General features: G+C 47.6%; 11 protein-coding genes. 9 read left to right on the forward strand and 2 right to left on the reverse strand.

The features are described 5' to 3' along the window. Positions 1–244 precede the first annotated feature (244 nt). From BN1360_RS10900 to BN1360_RS10930, 7 genes are all read left to right on the forward strand, one after another. Positions 245–1,207 (forward strand): ABC transporter permease, encoded by a 963-nt coding sequence (locus BN1360_RS10900; protein ID WP_068779883.1) that lies wholly within the window; start codon positions 245–247, stop codon positions 1,205–1,207. A gap of 30 nt (positions 1,208–1,237) precedes the next feature. Beyond that, complete coding sequence (locus tag BN1360_RS10905) at positions 1,238–2,131, forward strand: carbohydrate ABC transporter permease (RefSeq protein ID WP_068779884.1); 894 nt, start codon at positions 1,238–1,240, stop codon at positions 2,129–2,131. A 117-nt stretch (positions 2,132–2,248) separates the two neighbouring features. Then, positions 2,249–3,925 carry an extracellular solute-binding protein gene (locus BN1360_RS10910; RefSeq protein ID WP_068779885.1) on the forward strand — a complete coding sequence of 559 codons (1,677 nt, stop codon included), beginning with the start codon at positions 2,249–2,251 and terminating at the stop codon, positions 3,923–3,925. 147 nt (positions 3,926–4,072) lie between these two features. After that, positions 4,073–5,671, forward strand: coding sequence for a response regulator (locus BN1360_RS10915; RefSeq protein WP_068779886.1), 1,599 nt, complete (start codon positions 4,073–4,075; stop codon positions 5,669–5,671). A gap of 15 nt (positions 5,672–5,686) precedes the next feature. After that, positions 5,687–7,462, forward strand: coding sequence for a cache domain-containing sensor histidine kinase (locus tag BN1360_RS10920; protein WP_068779887.1), 1,776 nt, complete (start codon positions 5,687–5,689; stop codon positions 7,460–7,462). A 140-nt stretch (positions 7,463–7,602) separates the two neighbouring features. Further along, positions 7,603–7,836 carry a hypothetical protein gene (locus tag BN1360_RS10925; protein ID WP_068779888.1) on the forward strand — a complete coding sequence of 78 codons (234 nt, stop codon included), beginning with the start codon at positions 7,603–7,605 and terminating at the stop codon, positions 7,834–7,836. A gap of 246 nt (positions 7,837–8,082) precedes the next feature. Further along, positions 8,083–14,097, forward strand: coding sequence for an S-layer homology domain-containing protein (locus BN1360_RS10930; RefSeq protein WP_195714257.1), 6,015 nt, complete (start codon positions 8,083–8,085; stop codon positions 14,095–14,097). Positions 14,098–14,128: 31 nt separating this feature from the next. Here BN1360_RS10930 and BN1360_RS10935 read toward each other — a convergent pair whose 3' ends face one another. Then, on the reverse strand, positions 14,129–14,305 hold the full coding sequence (locus BN1360_RS10935; RefSeq protein WP_195714258.1) for a tryptophanyl-tRNA synthetase: 177 nt from the start codon (positions 14,303–14,305) through the stop codon (positions 14,129–14,131). Then, complete coding sequence (locus tag BN1360_RS10940) at positions 14,298–14,651, reverse strand: hypothetical protein (protein ID WP_068779890.1); 354 nt, start codon at positions 14,649–14,651, stop codon at positions 14,298–14,300. The genes BN1360_RS10935 and BN1360_RS10940 overlap by 8 nt, the downstream gene beginning before the upstream one ends. Before the next feature lie 101 nt (positions 14,652–14,752). Between BN1360_RS10940 and BN1360_RS10945 the strand changes: the two genes are divergently transcribed. Together BN1360_RS10945 and alr are read left to right on the forward strand one after the other, a co-directional pair. After that, positions 14,753–15,886 carry an outer membrane lipoprotein-sorting protein gene (locus BN1360_RS10945; RefSeq protein ID WP_068779891.1) on the forward strand — a complete coding sequence of 378 codons (1,134 nt, stop codon included), beginning with the start codon at positions 14,753–14,755 and terminating at the stop codon, positions 15,884–15,886. A gap of 213 nt (positions 15,887–16,099) precedes the next feature. After that, on the forward strand, positions 16,100–17,284 hold the full coding sequence (alr, locus tag BN1360_RS10950; RefSeq protein WP_068780025.1) for an alanine racemase: 1,185 nt from the start codon (positions 16,100–16,102) through the stop codon (positions 17,282–17,284). The last annotated feature ends 82 nt before the right edge of the window (positions 17,285–17,366 follow it).

Genomic DNA, 17,366 nt, shown 5'->3' on the forward strand with positions numbered 1-17,366 from the left:
AAAATCGAGTCTTATATTTCATTATAGAAGGGCAGCCTTTCCTCACGGTGTGAGGATAAGGCTGTTTTTTATTTTAAATTCCTCATCAATCGGGGTGCTGGGGGACTCTGCTGCGGGCTTATTGATAAGTATTATTTTTCTTGTTGATAAGTATCACATTTCGTTGATTGGTCAGGTAGTAAACGGTTTCACCATTCTCTAAAATGAAATGTAGACGGAGAATGATATTGGGGAGGAACTAGTCATGGCACAGCTTTCCGTGAATCAGACCATCAAGTCTGAGCCAAAGGGAAAGTTTAAGGCGGGGCTTGTCCGGTTTTATAAGCAGCTGGATCTGCAGCTAATGGTTATACCCGCTTTAATCTTAATCTTTATTTTTAGTTATATTCCGATGTATGGGATCTTGATTGCTTTTCAGGATTACAAGATCGGACATAGCTTTTCAAGCAGTCCTTGGGTGGGCATGAAGCACTTTGTTTATTTCTTCCACTCACCTGAATTTGGAACGGTCATGCGCAACACGATCGTAATCAGCTTTCTCAAATTTTTAATTGGATTTCCGGCACCGATCTTTTTGGCATTGATTCTGAATGAAGTAAGAAAGATGGCGTTCAAGCGCGTTGTACAGACCATCACCTACTTACCGCACTTTATGTCCTGGGTTATCCTCGGCGGCTTGGTTGGCTCCTTGCTGGCGGTAGATGGCGGCAGCGTCAACATGCTGCTGGAGAAGCTGAATTTAATCGATAAGCCGATTAACTTCTTATCGCTCCCTGAGTACTTCTGGGGAATTCTCGTAACGACGAACGTGTGGAAAGAAATTGGATTTGGCTCCATTGTATATCTGGCCGCGATTGCTGGGGTAGATCCCCATACTTATGAAGCCGCGTCCATCGACGGTGCAAGCCGCTTTAAGCAGATCTATTTGATTACGCTTCCGTCAATAATGCCAGTTGTCTCGATCTTTATGATTCTGGCTATCGGTAATTTGCTTAGCGCAGGCTTTGAAGATATTTTGATCCTGGCTGCGAATCCGGCAATTCGCGATGTATCTGATGTGCTTGATACTTATGTCGTTCGGGTCGGTATTAACAACTACCGTTATTCTTATGCGACTGCTGTTGGCGTGTTTAAGGCAGTGATAAGCGTCGGCTTGCTCACAATGGCGAACTTCGTAGCCAGGCGGAGCGGCAACAGCCTATGGTAAAAGGCACACGATCAGAGGAGGAATTGGGACATGCGCGATAGCCTTGGGGACCGCATAATGGTCATATGCATTTATACATTTTTAATCTTGTTCGCAATAAGTACGTTATATCCATTCTTGAACGCCCTAGCCGTATCATTCAACCAGGGGTTGGATACCTCCAAAGGCGGAATTACAATCTGGCCTAGAGTATTCACTTTTGAGAACTATAAAGTCGTGTTCAAGGACGATCGGTTGATGAGCGGTTTTATAGTCTCCGTATCACGTACGGTTATTGGGACCCTCTCATCGATTCTTTGCACCGCAATATTCGCTTACGGGATGTCGAAGCGCGAGCTGATGGGCCGTAAATACTATATGGTTATGTGTATTATTACGATGTACTTCGGGGGCGGGTTGATTCCTACCTTCATGCTGATTCGCAACATCGGCTTGATGAACTCCTTCTGGGTGTTTATCATTCCAGGCTTGATCGGGGTATGGAATATGATCATCTTCCGAACCTTCTTCCTCGGCCTGCCTAACGGTCTTGAGGAATCGGCCAAGATCGACGGCTGCGGCAACTGGGGGACCTTCTTCCGGATTGTACTTCCTTTGTCAGGCCCGGTCATTGCAACGCTAGCCTTGTTTACTGCAGTAGCACACTGGAATGAGTGGTTCTTGGCCGGGATCTATATCTCGGATCAGAAGCTGTATCCGATCCAGACGATACTAAGACAGATTTTGCTATCTAATATCGTCAGTGAGCAAGCAGCGAATCTGGACTCCGCATCAATTGCTCATATGCAAAAAGCCAAGACCGTAACGAGCAAATCGTTGTCAATGGCTACTATGATGGTTGCGACCCTTCCGATCATCTGTGTATATCCGTTCGTTCAGAAGTATTTTGTGAAGGGCGTACTGGTAGGTTCTTTGAAAGAGTAGGCTTCCAGATTTCAACAGCAATCCGGATGTTATAATAAACATCGCCTCGGACGGGGTTTAGAGCGCTAGCTTTAAACATAAATAAAATTAAGTGTTTGAAAGGGGAAGAAACAGCGTATGAAGAAAAGGAGTAAGCTGATCGTCAATGTCTTGTCGGTGCTGATGATTGTGGCGTTGCTTGCAGGTTGTTCCGGCAAAGGCGGTAATACCGCACAGGAACCTAACAGTTCTAACGCGGGCAATACACAGGAGCAGAACAATGCTCAGGGTGATGGTTCAGGTCTTTATGAACTGGGCAAGGAACCGCTGAACATTACCTTGTACGGTAATTACGATTGGTATACGATGCCGAAGTGGGGCGAGGAACCTACAACCAAGTGGGTACAGGAGAACAAGAAAGTAACTGTTACCGAGATTCCCAACGGAGGCAACACTGCACAAAAGCTGAACACTATGATTGCTTCTGGTGAACTTCCCGACATCATTTGGGGTGAGCGTGGTGCGGACGTAGAACGTTTGCGCGAAGCTGGCTTGCTCGTACCGCTGGATGATTATATCGATAAATATCCGAACTTGAAGAAATGGATCGATCCGGTAGCGCTCAAGATGCTCCGCTCTCCGGATGGCAAGCTGTATCAATTCCCGAACTGGTATACAAATCGCCCGAACGGGAACGCAGGCTGGGTAGTGAATAAGAAAATCTATAAAGAGCTTGGCGAGCCTAAGCTGGAGACTACCGATGATCTGTATGCTTATTTGAAGCAAGTTAAGGAGAAATTCCCTAACGTAGTTCCGTTCGAGACCGACCTGGCTGCTGAAGGACATGGTCTGGATCAAATTTACTCCGCATTTAAGGAAGATAACTTTACCTTTACTAGATTCTACGCTGTACCGGACGGAGATAACATGAAGTCGATCTATAAGGATGAACCGTTCCGTGAATCTGTAGTATATGCTGCAAAATTGTTCCGTGAAGGCTTGATGACGCAAGATGCGATGACTCAAACACGCGACCAGGTGGATGAGAAGCTGATTAACGGCCGTGTGGCTGTGTATGCATCTGCTAACCCTACTGTATACGCGATGACCGCTGACGCAGAACTGAGAAAGAAAGATCCGCAAGACGGTTATTTCATGGTATGGCCGATTCACAAAGAAGGACTCGATAAGAACAAGATCTATCCGGGGACTTACAATAAATTGGGCTGGAACGCCGCTGTAATTACGACCAGTGCAAAAAATCCGGAAGCTGTATTTGCATTCCTGGATTGGTGGACCGGTCCTGAAGGTACAACGCTTCAATTCTGGGGTCTTGAAGGGGAGTACTGGCAAGGCTATGAGGAAGATGGATACACGCCTAAATTTACTGAGAAGTATGTAACGCAAAGAGATCAGTTGACGAAGTATCAGACGGACATGGACCCGATTATGTGGGTAGGCAACACCGTGTTTGCCGACGATACGAAGGGGAAATACGAATCGACATTAGCCGAAGATGAGCGGAACTGGGCAACATACTGGCAGTACCAAATTACATGGAAGACTCAGGGCGATGCCACGCAATTCGTAAATATGTCGCCAATGCCGGATTCTGAGGAAGGTATCGCTTACCAGCGTGCGCGTGATATCTGGCTTCAGGTTAGGGCGCAAACCTTGTACGCGAAGACCGACGATGAAGTGCTCGCGCTTCTGGACAAAGCGTATGAAGATACGATGTCTGCCGGCTTTGACAAAGTGCTTGCTTATTACGTAAATAAATGGAATGAGAATAAAGCAGTTATTAACGGCAACTAATTAAAACTTTGGAAGGGACTCATTATAGGGTCCCTTCTTTGCCAATTTGTCGTATCCCATTGATCTGATACATAAGGATATCTATTCAGGAAGAATTGGACAGAGTATACTGGAATATACAACCAACACTCGGGAGGCGTTGTCAGCATGTATAAAGTGTTGTTGGCTGATGATGAAATGCTGGATCTGGAAGGCATGAAGCAGTTTATCCCCTGGTCTGAGCTGGGGCTTGAAGTTGTTGCGGCAGTAAGCAACGGATTTTCCGCTTGCGAAGTGCTGGAACAGCAGAAGATAGATATTTTGGTCACTGATGTAAATATGCCGAATATGTCCGGTCTTGAACTGGCTAGAATTGCGATCCAGAAGAGCGCGAATATTCGGATTATTTTTGTAAGCGGTTATCAGGATTTTCACTATGTAAAGCAGGCTCTGTCGCTGAAAGCCTGCAGCTATGTGCTCAAGCCGATGGATGATAATGAATTGATCGCTTCGCTAAAGAGCATTATACAGGAGCTTATGGAGGAGACGCGGCGCAAGGAGACCGAGGAGCAGTACCAGCATTTGAAGCCCATGGCCAAGAATGATCTGCTATTCCGTCTGCTTGAAGGCGAGCCGGTCTTGGGGACGAACGAGCAGATGAAGAGGCTGGTCTCAGCCTATGGGCTGGATTATCTCGAAGCTCCGCTATGTGTATCGGTACTGGAGATCGATGAACTGAATCTGAAGTCCATCCCGAATGAACGGAACAGGGGGCATGAGTCTGCCGTCACCGTTCACTCTTTCTCGGATCAAAGTCTGCAGCAACTGCAAGAGGTTATTCAGGATCAGGGAATGCATTGGTGCAAACTGTCGCGAAACCGGCTGGCAGCCGTGCTTCACAGACCGCTATTGGAGCGAAGCATGGAACAAATGCGCACTGCCCTGAACCATGAACTGGCTGTACCCGTAACGATAGGCTTGGGCGGCATGGTCGAAAATATTTTTCAATTATCGCTTTCCTATAAGCAGGCGCTTGAAGCGCTGGACGGCAAGATGTTCTTCGGGCGTGGCCAGTTAATCAGGTATGAGGATGTCCGTAAGGCGCCGGAGCTTAGAGATGCCAGAACGCTCGACATACGGCTCGATGCGCTGTTCAAGGCGATGGTTACATACGATCTGGTCAGAATTCATGATGAGATTGATAATTTATTTCTGTCGGTCTCCACATTGCGATCCAAGTTCACAATCTACAATCTGGCTACCTATATCATTTTTAAGTTGGACCAGTATCTGCATACTCTGGATGAGGATCTGTTCGAGATGCTGGGGATGGAGCTGGACAGTCTTGATGTCGTACTGAAGTTCGAAATGATGGAGGATATTCGCTCCTGGCTCATCAGGCGTGTATTCGAAATTTCCGAAATGATACATCAGAAGGAAGCATCCAAGAACAGCAGACTTATTCGGGAGATTATGAAGATCGTCAAAGGGCGGCTGCATGAGAATATCACCTTAAAGGACATCGCCCAGCAATTTTCATTCTCCCCGAACTATTTAGGGTATTTATTTAAGGAAGAAGTGGGCAAGAGCTTCAGTGAGGTGCTTATCACGATGCGCATGGAGCGGGCGCGCGAGCTGTTGAAGGACCCGACGCTCAAAATCTATGAGGTTGCCGATCAGGTTGGGTATCGTTACATCCCCTATTTCAGCAAGCAGTTCAAAGAGACCTTCGGAATGACACCGGCTGAATACCGCAAACGAGAATGATGACGGAGGGTGACTATGCCAGCCCCAAAATTGCAGAGAACTATGAAGTTTATCCCCTTTGGGTATAAGCTGATGTTGACATATATGGTCTTTATCATTATACCGGTCATAGCGATCGGTTATTTCTCGCATACGATGTACCAGGAATCGATCCGCAAGCAGACGAGGAATAACATTCAGGGAACAATCACCCAGATCAAAGATAACATTGAATATAAAATGGCTGATGTGGAACGTATCTCTAATATGTTGTACTACGATTATTCGTTAATCACCGAGCTCAGGAGCTATAAGATGGGATGGGACAACCATGAGCGGATTACAAAAATCATCATGCCCAAATTCGATATTGCGCTAAATGCGACGGGACTCAATATTGCTATGTACATATTTCTGGATAACGATACACTTCCGGAAAAATACAACGGTTCTTTTGATAATGAAAACCCGGACCTCTTGGAGCGAATTAAGACCTATAACTTATATCATCTGGACCGCATAGAGGACAAAAACTGGCATCGCAGTTTTCCAGAGGAGAAAATGGGGCAGACAATGGTCTGGCAGAAGGTGGAGCGCGACTATGAGCTGGGCCGAATTTCATTGCTCAGGCGTCTGGTTGATATGAAAAGTCCGTTAAACCTGAAGGAAGTTGGATTCATGCGATTCAGCGTGCGCAAGCAGGAGCTGTTCCAGGCAGTGGATTATACGAAGATTGGTGATGGCGGCGCACTTCTAATCCGGGATGAGAACGGGAATATCATGTATCTCTCTGGTCAAATGCCGGATATGATCGATCATGTGAACGGAACGGTAGATAAAAATAATTACCTGGTCATTAAAGACAATGTCGGCAAACAAAATTGGGAACTGGTCGCTTACGTGCCGATGACAGTCATGGAGCGCGACTCGGCCCGGGTGAAAATGTTCATCATTGCGATTTGCCTGCTCTGTCTGGTTGTATTTACTTTTGCCGGCATGTTTATTTCACGCTACTTCTCGATTCGGATGAATAAGGTCGTGTCTGTACTGAACGCCTATCGGGAAGGCGAATTGCATAAGCGGATGGGATATCATGGGAAGGATGAATTTTCCGAGATCGCTTCGGCCTTAAATGAGATGGGCCAAAATATTAATCATCTGATCGAGGAAGTCTATGTGACCCAGATCGAGAAGAAAGAGGCCGAGCTGGAATCGCTGCAAGCACAGATTAACCCGCATTTTCTGTATAATACTTTGTCATCCATCAGCAGGTTGGCCAAGTTCGGTCAGATCGACAAACTGCAGCAAATGGTACTCGACCTGGCCAAGTTCTACCGACTGTCCTTGAATGAAGGGAGAACCTTGATTCCCGTCCGCAGCGAGCTAGAGCAGGCGGAGGCGTATATGAGCATCCAGAAGACGAAATTCGGAGATGCGGTAACGATTGGTTATGATATTGATCCGGCGATCGGGAAATATGAGACGATCAAATTGATACTACAGCCTTTTATAGAGAATGCATTCGAGCATGCCCGGATGGGGGATTCTTTACATATTCGCATCGTCGGCCGGCTTGAAGGGAAACAGATCATATTCAAAATTATCGATAATGGAATAGGGATGTCAGCAGAGCGGATTAGACAGATTTTTGATCCGATTGAAGGGCTCAACACCGGCTTCGGGATTCGCAATGTGCACAGTAGAATTCAGCTTCATTTTGGCAGTGAGTACGGGGTTACCATCGGCAGCGGACGCGGGATCGGCACGACTGTGCAGATCGTGATTCCTGCCAGAGAGAGCGATAAAACATAGATAGGTAGAGCTTCAGAACCTGAAATTCGGGATACCAGGTCTATATCGGCCCAATAACAACGCGATGTTGTCGGTGTTAGCCCACACTTCCTTGGGGAAGCACGCATATATTATGCCAAGACCCCAGGAGGTGAGCGCATTTGGCGACATCAGTCGGTTATCAAGAGGCCCGTAAATATGTGAATAAACGTGTTAAAATCAAGACAAAGACAGGCGCTGTTCTGTACGGAACGATCATTAAGGTCTCGGATAAGAAGCTGCTGCTTAAGGTGAGCGGGGTTCATAATAAGGGTAGCAAGGCGCACGCCACTTTCTTCCCGTTTATTTTGCCGCTTGCCTTATTTGATTTGCTGGCAATCATTCTTTTGTTATGAGGCCCCATCAAAGTAGAAGAATATACGAGAACGAAGAGCAAAGCCGGTGGATGTATATCCGCCGGTTTAGTTTTTTGATAAGTAGAATCTATGAACCTTCTGTTATGTTGTTAAACTTTTGGTAGATTTATTTTTAACAATTTCATAATACTGTCCAAATACACAGGATGTACCCTAATAGAAATGTCGATGGAAGCCAAGCAATCTATCGGGTTTACATTAAGGATTAAGGAGAGTGTTAGGATTTTGAAAATTATAGTACAAGGCACACGATGGATTTCATTGCTCGTTCTGAGCTGCTTGCTGCTGGGACTGGTCGTTCCGGCCGGATTAGCGAGGGCAATGGATTTGCAGATGAATCACGTCCCTTCCGCTGCATATAAGCAGCAGGATTATACGATTAATGCTGTTATTACAAATAATGGACAATCAGTAACAGGAGCGGTATATTATGAGGTCGATGCACAACCCCAAGCTCCGATTTCGCTGGATTGGATAGCAGACAGTACATATCGGACCGTGATCCCGGCGGATCGCCTTAACGGTCAGCAGCTTGATTATTATATCGAGGTGACTGAACAGGGCGGGCTATCGATTCGATCAACAGGGTATCATGTAGAACTTCAGGATGTTAGCGGCATGCCGGGAGGAACTAACGGTTCCCCTGATTTGTTAATCACGGAGCTGGTACCGGATACGGAAAATGTGTCTGGCTCGGATGCCTATGAATATGTAGAGGTATATAACAATACGGACAAGACGATTCAATTCGGTCAAAATTACTATTTCTACTATAACAATAAAGACAAATGGACACCGGATTCTAGCATCTCGATTCCGGCGCATTCCCCTATTGTATTTTGGGTTATGAATGGGGTGAACGAGACGATCGGTGAGCAGGATTTTATCCGCAATTTCAGTGCGGCCGCTGATCTTGTAGAAGGTGTGAATCTATTTCGGATCAATGGTAACGGGGGGATGGCCAATACGGCATCTCGGAATATTCAAATCCGCAGCGCAGTTGATAACAGCGTCATCGTATCGGCAACGTATGATAAAGAGCATGTCTCGTTAAATAAGGGGATCGTGTACCAGCTGCCGGATACGAACAGTGTCGATATGGTCCTCCTTCCCACCGCCGGGAAGACCCTGGCAACGCCAGGAATTGTGCAGGATGAACAATTGATTCAGAGAGCAGAAGGAACGCAGCCTATAATTGTTCATACTCCGGCGGAAACTGTGAATGTACAGGATCTGGAAATTGTGGCCACAGTAAAAAATCTTTCCGATGGCGTCAATCCTATTCCGGAAGTCCAGCTGCTGTATAAGACGCCTTCACAGGTACGCTTTACAGCAGCTGCAATGAGCAATTCGGGCGGTGAGCAGTATCGCGCTACAATTCCGGCAGCCGCTCTGGTAGAGTCCAGACTGGATTACAAGATTCGGGTCAGAAGCACGGTGGAGAGCTATTCTGTAAATGTGAATATCCCGCAATTCAATGCGGATCACGTGCCTCAATTACTGGTGACAGAGCTTGTACCGAACTCGACGAATGTAACGGGAACTTCCTCCGATGCTTATGAATTTATCGAAATATATAACAACACCGATCAGTCAGTAAACTTCAACAATTACAAAATCTATTACCGCTACCCTGACAAGGGCGTTGGATCAGATGTGAAGTGGGCCTCGACGAAAACTGATCTGGTCATTCCAGCTCAGAAGTCGGTGGTCTTCTGGATCATTAATAGTATGAACAGCGGTTATTCCGTAGACGATTTTAACAATTTCTATCATACCAATCTAGTAATGAATGATAATCTGTTCCAAATCCAGAGTGATGGAATGGCCAACTCAGGCTCCAGAGGCGTCGTGATCAAGACGAATACGGAGCGTGAAATTTCCGCCGCTTATTATAACAGCGCTATTTTTTATGATGGCGGAACTGCGGGAGATGAGACAAGAGAGGATAACGCGATTGAGTTCAAATATCCTGTAGACGGTAGCACGACGATGATCAAGATCAGCTCAGGCATAGGCGCGCCTACGCCTGGTACAGTGAATCCTGCGCAGGTACCGGCTGTTCCGGTCCATGTGGTACCTGATATGATCGAACCGGAAATAGAAGATATGACGGGAGTCACCGTCGTAGATCAGGCAGAGGCGCTTCACCTTCAGGCCTTTGCCAAGGATGATCGTCAAGTGGCCTCTGTTCAGGTATTTATCCGATCTGACAAGCAGCCTCAATACGTCCAGCATAACCTGATAGAGGACTATAACGACAAGCTGTATCACTATAAATTAACATCAGCCGATTTAATCGGCCGCTCATATATTGAGTATTATTTTGTAGTCTCGGATGGTACGAATGAGATCAAGTCCAATACGGTCCGGGTTAACGTGGTTGGCGGTCCCGATCACTCTCCGCTTCGATTGAATGTGAAGGATGGAGATGTTGTTCACGGAGAGATGACGCTCAAGGGGACAGCCGAACAAGCAGGCCCGGATGAATTGCAGCTTCGCGTAGATGGGAAAGTCTTGAACGAACAGGATACCTTCCCTACGCTTGAGCAGGACGCTTACTTCGTATTTGAAGCGAACAGCGTTGATTATTATTTTAAAAATGCGATTACGATGGGAGATCCGTCATTAAAAGACAAGACGATTCTTTATACGTTTATGGATCCGATCACCAGTTATACCACTCTATCATTCCCGATTGAAGCGAGCCGCCTGCAGTTGGGGGAGGAGAATACCATCTATATCCGCGCAGGGTCCAAGTCTTCTCCTTTTGATGACCGGGTAGAAGAGAATAAGGATGATTTCGAGATCAAAAACGTCAGGCTGCTTCTCGCTGATGGCACAGAAATCTGGGATCCTAGCTATGCGGTACGCGATAAAGAGATCAAGATGGGAGACAGTTCCGGCAAGCAAGAGTGGATCGGCTTTCACTTTCATTTGACGCCAGAGCTGCTTAAATCCAAGGCTTATTCCTGGGATACCCGCAACGTGGCCGATGGAGAGCACACGGTTGAACTATTGCGTGGAACAGATAAATTAAAATCCACGGTGATTGTTGATAATACCGCGCCTTCCATTCAGGCCACGATAGAGGATGGCAAGGAATATCGCGGGCAGTTCACCATTGATGCAAGCGCGGAGGATCATGGGGCCGGGATCGATCGGCTTGATGCGAAGCTGGATGATCAATCCGTCGTCTTGCCTTATGTTACTTCGTCCGGAAAATTAAAGGGCGGAGCGCATGTTCTTGTTCTGGAAGCTGCTGATAAAGTGGGCAATAAGTCACAACAGACCATTCGCTTCAGCGTGCCGAATGAGAATCCGAACCAGCCGGAGCTTGTATCTCCGCGGCAGGGCCAGGAAAAGGTATCGCTCCGTCCTGATCTGACCGTGAAAGTGACGGACCCGACCGAAGATCCGATGGATGTGTTCTTCTATCGAGGATTTAAATATGACGGGAATCGTGCGGAAGGATTTACAGGTTATAAGAATGCCTCCGATACCGAAGCGCCAAAGATGATGGTTCCGCAAGGCGAACAGGCTTTGACCGCACAGGAATATGAAGATATCCGCGCGGTGGATGGCAAGTATTTGGTAAATGATGCGGTGGATCAGTTCCCATATCAGCGTTATGAAATTGCATTAGACTCGTCTATCAAGCCGTCTGATCAAGTAAACATCGTGTGGAATGGGCATTCTCTTGAAGGCCGGAAAGTCAGTTTGTATGCATGGAGCGAGCCTGCACAGCGATGGGAGCAGCTTGTCTACAAGATTGCCGGAACAGAGGATTTCGAGCTTAGCGCGACGGTCCTGGCCGGTGATTACATGCTTCACCAGGCGAAGGCCAATACGATACAGATCATGATTCAGGATGAGATTGCTGCCGCTTCCAAATCAGGACCGGTCAGTGATGATCCGTATGATTTCTCCTTCTTATGGATGTCCGATACCCAGTATTACTCACAGGACTATCCTTATATTTATCAGAAGAATGTGGAGTGGATTGCCGACAACAAGGACAGGATCAAATTGAAATACGTGATTCATACCGGGGATATCGTCGATAAGGAATACCAGGAATATCAGTGGCTGGAAGCGGATAAGGATATGAAGGTGCTGGAGAATGCCAACATTCCTTATGGCGTATTGGCCGGCAATCATGACGTAGGTCACCAGCAAAATGACTATACGAACTACTGGAAATATTTTGGTGAGGACCGATTTAAGAATATGCCAACCTTCGCCGGCTCATACGATAATAACCGCGGTCACTATGACCTCGTATCCGCAGGAGGTAATGATTTTATCATCGTTTATATGGGTTGGGGACTGGGTGACAAAGAGATCGAATGGATGAATCAGGTCGTTGCCAAATATCCGGAGAGAAAGGCGATTCTGGCCTTGCATGAATACTTGCTAGTGTCGAACAATCGCGCTCCGATCGCGGACCAAATCTTCGAGAAGGTCATTAAGCCTAATAAGAACGTGATTGCTGCCTTGAGTGGACACTATCATGACGCCCAGCTGAAAATTGATGAGCTGGATGATGATGGGGACGGTATCAGCGACCGCAAGGTATATCAAATGCTGGCCGATTATCAGGGAGCAGAGGAAGGTGGACTCGGATATATCCGTTTAATGCAGTTCGATATGAAGAATAACAAGCTGCACATGAAGACTTATTCGCCTTATTTGGATGATTACAATTATTATGATCCGCAGGTTTACCCGGGCAAAGATGAGTTCTCGCTGGATCTTGATTTGCAGCCGAAGACGAAGCGCGTTGCTACAGATTATATCGGTGTGAAGGTCTACACCGACCAGCTGATCGGTCAAAAGACGCAGGTAGAGAGCGGTGCAAATGCTACAGCAGGGTGGAGCGGACTCGCCTCTGATCGTTACTACCAGTGGTATGTGAGAGCCAATGACGAGTTCAGCGGCAGCGCTACCTCCGACATCTGGGGATTCTACACAGGAAGCGCAACAGAACCGGGCCGTCCGGACCCAAATCCTGAACCGAAGCCGGACCCGACTCCTGATCCGGGGACAACGGCTCCGGGTGCAGGCGGCCATAGCGGGACTACTCCAAATCCGGGTGCTTCAAGCCAGCTGAAGGATGGAGTTATTGTAGCTGAAGCGGGTGAAGATGGCTCTTATTCAGTCAGTAAGCCGATTCTGGAACAGGCGATTCAAGCTGCAAAGGGAACAATCCTGATTCAATTGCAGGACGCGGGTGAGGCGGCCAAGCTTGATTTGGACGCCGCGGTATTGGGACAATTGCAAGAACGCAAGCTGACGATTCGTGTTGATGCCGGGTCTATCGCTCTCACGATTCCGGCAACGTCACTGACGAGCGATGCAATCGAAGCGGACAAGGTGATTCTGTATATTGAGACGATCAGCAATCCATCTCTTCGTACCGATTTACAGACAGTATTGAATAGAAATGCAGATTATCGCTCCACGGATCTGGTCTATACACTGCGAATGGTTGCTGTGAAAGCAGGCCAGGAGGTAGGGATCGACCGTCTTGCCGGACCGGTTAAGGTGGAGAGAAAGGTTGCTCCTGGACAGCTAAACTGGGATTATGCCGGTATCTATCGGATTGCTGGTGATCAAGCTGCATATTTAGGGGGTGCCTTTAATAAAGGCAGCCTGGAATTTACAACGGATCAGCTATCTTCATTCGCTGTACTTGAGTATCATAAGGCTTTTGCGGATGTCACAGGTACTTGGGCCCAGGATTACATTCAAAAGCTGACGGCCAAGCATGTGATTAACGGCGTTGATTTGCAGCACTTCCAGCCGAATCAGGAGATGAGCCGCGCCGACTTCGTCACGCTTCTCGTTCGGGCATCGGGGCTGCCAGCGGCAGAAGGGGCTTCGCCATTTAACGATGTAGCCTCTAACACCTACTACGGAGGTTATGTGACAGTGGCAGCAGAGCTTGGATTAATCCAGGGAAGCGGAGGAGCATTCCGTCCGCAAGCAGAGATTACGCGTGAGGAAGCAGCTGTTGTGATAGACCGCTGGATGTCTTATTTGCATAAAACCTCGGCGGGCACGGTGGATACGGTCTTCACTGATCGTGCTGAAATTTCGGCTTGGGCGAAGGAAGCGGTAAACCGCCTGCAGGCGCAAAATGTTATCAATGGCAAAGGAAATCAGCGCTTTGACCCGCAGGGTGAGCTTACCCGGGCGGAAGTTGCGAAGATGATCTATGTCGTTATGAACCGTTAGTCAGTCAAAAGGGTGTCCCTCCAAGCCATGATCATGGCCCGGGGACACCCTTTTTATCGTTCATATCTCGGAAATAGTTCATACTCATCGCTGCTTGAGCTTCCTGCATGGTCTCCTGTGCAATCGAATAGGCTCGACGCGTACCGGAGCTAAGAATATCATCGATATCACCCGGTCTGGATTCGTAGAAGGAACGGCATTCACGCATCGGTTCCAGAAGCGCGTTCAGCGCCGTGCGGAGCCGCTGCTTGCACTCGGTACAGCCGACCCGCCCTTTGGCTGCATTCAGGTGAATCTCGGGCAGCTCCTTCAGGCCGAAAGGCATGATGATAGGCGTAGATTGGACAGATATCCGGATGCTCGGGATGATGCTTATATATGCGGGGAGGAGCCGTCACGGCTTTGCGTATCTTTAGCTCAACCTTCGCCGACGTAGAATCAAGCTCGACCGCATTGCTTAGACTTTTGCTCATTTTGGCATTGCCGTTCGTATCGATTAAGCAGGAAATTTTGCTGATAATCGGGCGCGGTTCGGCAAATACCAGTCGATACATATACTTCCTTACTGGCTTGTCAAGCTAGTCTGCATAAACGGCCAAGTTCCCTCATAGACATGTATCAGTTTAGGAAATCAAACTGCAGAGGGGATGATCTCATGCGTCGGATCACGTGGATGCTGACAATCATAGTAGTGTTTGGCATCGTAATGACCGCATGCGGGAAAAAAGACGCCGCAGGTGTCGTTAAGGATTTGGACAAAGTCGTAACCAAGCTGGAGAGCTACCAGACATCCGGTACGATGACCTTGTATACCGGGGATAGTCCACAGGAATACAAGGTGGAGGTATGGCATCAGAAGCCAACCTATTACCGGATAGCACTCACGAACGCGCAGAAGAATGTCACTCAGATCGTGCTGCGCAACGACCAAGGCGTCTATGTACTGACGCCAAGCCTCAACAAGAGCTTCCGCTTCCAGAGCGACTGGCCGGAGAACCAAGGTCAGGTGTACTTGTACCAGACCCTGATACGCAGCATTCTAAGCGATAGCTCACGGCAGTTTGTAAGCGATAAGGACAGCTATGTATTTGATGTGGCTGCGAATTACAATACGCATGCCCTGGTACGTCAGAAGATTTGGCTGGACAAGGAGAATTACGCACCGAAGCAGGTTCAAGTGTCGGATGCCCAGGCAAAGGTCGTTGTGGAAGTGAAATTCGATAAGTTCGATTTCAATACCAAATTTGACGACAAGTCATTCGATATGCAGCGTAATCTGGATGCAGCTGCACAGGATGCAAAGGGAACTATGCTTGAGGTAGATGAAAATGGAATGCTGATTGAGAAAGTACCTTCGGCTGACGAGACTGGGGCAGGAACGGACGAAGGCTCACCGGATGCCGCGGCGAACGGGCAAGGGACTGAAGAACCATCTACTCCGGCTCTCTCGGAACCATTCGGGATCATTGTTCCTACTTATTTACCAGAAGGAGTAGTGTACAGCGACAGCAAGGCTGTAGAAGACAGCGATCGCAGCATTGTCATTCAAAGATATGAAGGAGCTTATCAATTTACGATATCCGAGACAAGAGCAGCGGATCGAGCTACGTCACTTGTTCCAAGTGAGGTGGTGGATCTGGGATTTACAACAGGCTGGCTCGCAGGTGATGATCTGCAAACCTTGAGCTGGACGATTGATGGACTCGAATTCCGGATTACGAGCGATAATCTGCCTGTCACAGAAATGGTGAAGATCGCATCCTCGATGCAGGACCAGACAGGTAAATAATGGGGAGAAGGCGGTTTGCGGTTCATCCTGACGGTGTATTTTCCCGGCGGGAGAACCGTATTTCCGTCTTTTTTTGTCTTTGTCCAAAATATTACTTCACATATTTGCAAATATGGGGCTTGCAGCGGAATTGACATGAGAACCTCAGAACATTACGATAATTGTATCGTTTGGCATGGACTTTTTGAAAACAATGGAGAAGGTGACTTGAAAGTGCAAGTAAATTATCGACCCACACGAGCGGAAATAGATCTGGATGTACTCGGTGCCAATTATGAAGCATTTCGCCGCAGACTGCCTGAAAAGATCAAGCTGCTAGCCTGCGTAAAAGCCAATGCTTATGGACACGGAGCGGTTCCGATCTCCCGGGAGCTCGAGACGCTGGGAGCCGACTATCTTAGCGTAGCATTCTTGGATGAAGCATTGGAGCTAAGAAATGCGGGAATTACCCTGCCGATACTGGTTCTTGGATACACGCCTCCGCAAGGCGTGCAGATCGCTTGGGAACACGATATTACGCTTAACGTGTTCAGTGAGGAAGTACTTGATACGATTGTGACGCTGGATCCTGCAGAATTTACGAATAAGCTGAAGGTCCATATCAAAATTGATTCCGGCATGGGTCGTCTTGGTCTGCAGCCGGGGGAAGAAGCCGTTGAATTCATTCGTCGGGCGATGCAAATACCGCATGTGGAAGTGGAAGGGCTGTTTACCCATTTTGCAACCGCGGATGAAAGAGACAAAAGCTATACATTAGAACAATACGAACGTTTTCAGGGCTTGGTGGATGCGCTTCGGGATCAGGAAATGCATATTCCTATAATACATACGGGTAATAGCGCTATCGCAATCGATTTACCGGAATTAACCTGCCAGATGGCTCGAATCGGTATCGCCTTATATGGTCTGTATCCTTCGGGTGAAGTTGTGAAGCAGCAGGTTCAGCTGAAGCCGGTCTTGACGTTGAAGACGCAAGCGGTCTGGGTGAAGACAGTACCGCCCGGTTCAGCTATTAGCTACGGAGCCAAATACATCACCGACCAGGAAGAGCGAATTGCTACCCTTCCGATCGGCTATGCTGATGGTTATTCCCGGATGATGAGCGGTAAGGCGCAGGTATTGATACGCGGACGCCGCGTCCCTGTTGTAGGAACGATTTGTATGGATCAATGTATGGTGTCATTACAATCTTTGGCTGAAAATGCTGAAGAAATTCAAGCCGGCGAAGAGGTTGTACTCATCGGTCAGCAATTGGGCGAGGAAATTACCGCCGAAGAGCTGGCTGCCTGGATTGGAACGATTAATTATGAGCTGGTATGTATGATGGCCCACCGGGTAGCACGGGTGTATACACGTAAAGGCGTGACAGAATCAGTACTAAATCCGCTTATTTCGTAAAAACCTGACAAAAATCAACAAAACTTTTTATGACTGGGAAGGATTTTATGCCTGGGTTATCGAATGATAGAAATATGGAAAG

The sequence above is a fragment of the Paenibacillus sp. GM2 genome (assembly GCF_900069005.2).
In the GTDB taxonomy this organism is placed as follows: Bacteria; Bacillota; Bacilli; order Paenibacillales; family Paenibacillaceae; genus Fontibacillus.

What these genes read in the sequence shown, in the direction of transcription:
- BN1360_RS10900 (WP_068779883.1), top strand. Translation starts at nt 245, where the DNA reads ATGGCACAGCTTTCCGTGAATCAGACCATCAAGTCTGAGCCAAAGGGA.
- BN1360_RS10905 (WP_068779884.1), top strand. Translation starts at nt 1,238, where the DNA reads ATGCGCGATAGCCTTGGGGACCGCATAATGGTCATATGCATTTATACA.
- BN1360_RS10910 (WP_068779885.1), top strand. Translation starts at nt 2,249, where the DNA reads ATGAAGAAAAGGAGTAAGCTGATCGTCAATGTCTTGTCGGTGCTGATG.
- BN1360_RS10915 (WP_068779886.1), top strand. Translation starts at nt 4,073, where the DNA reads ATGTATAAAGTGTTGTTGGCTGATGATGAAATGCTGGATCTGGAAGGC.
- BN1360_RS10920 (WP_068779887.1), top strand. Translation starts at nt 5,687, where the DNA reads ATGCCAGCCCCAAAATTGCAGAGAACTATGAAGTTTATCCCCTTTGGG.
- BN1360_RS10935 (WP_195714258.1), bottom strand. Translation starts at nt 14,305, where the DNA reads ATGCGTGAATGCCGTTCCTTCTACGAATCCAGACCGGGTGATATCGAT.
- BN1360_RS10940 (WP_068779890.1), bottom strand. Translation starts at nt 14,651, where the DNA reads ATGTATCGACTGGTATTTGCCGAACCGCGCCCGATTATCAGCAAAATT.
- BN1360_RS10945 (WP_068779891.1), top strand. Translation starts at nt 14,753, where the DNA reads ATGCGTCGGATCACGTGGATGCTGACAATCATAGTAGTGTTTGGCATC.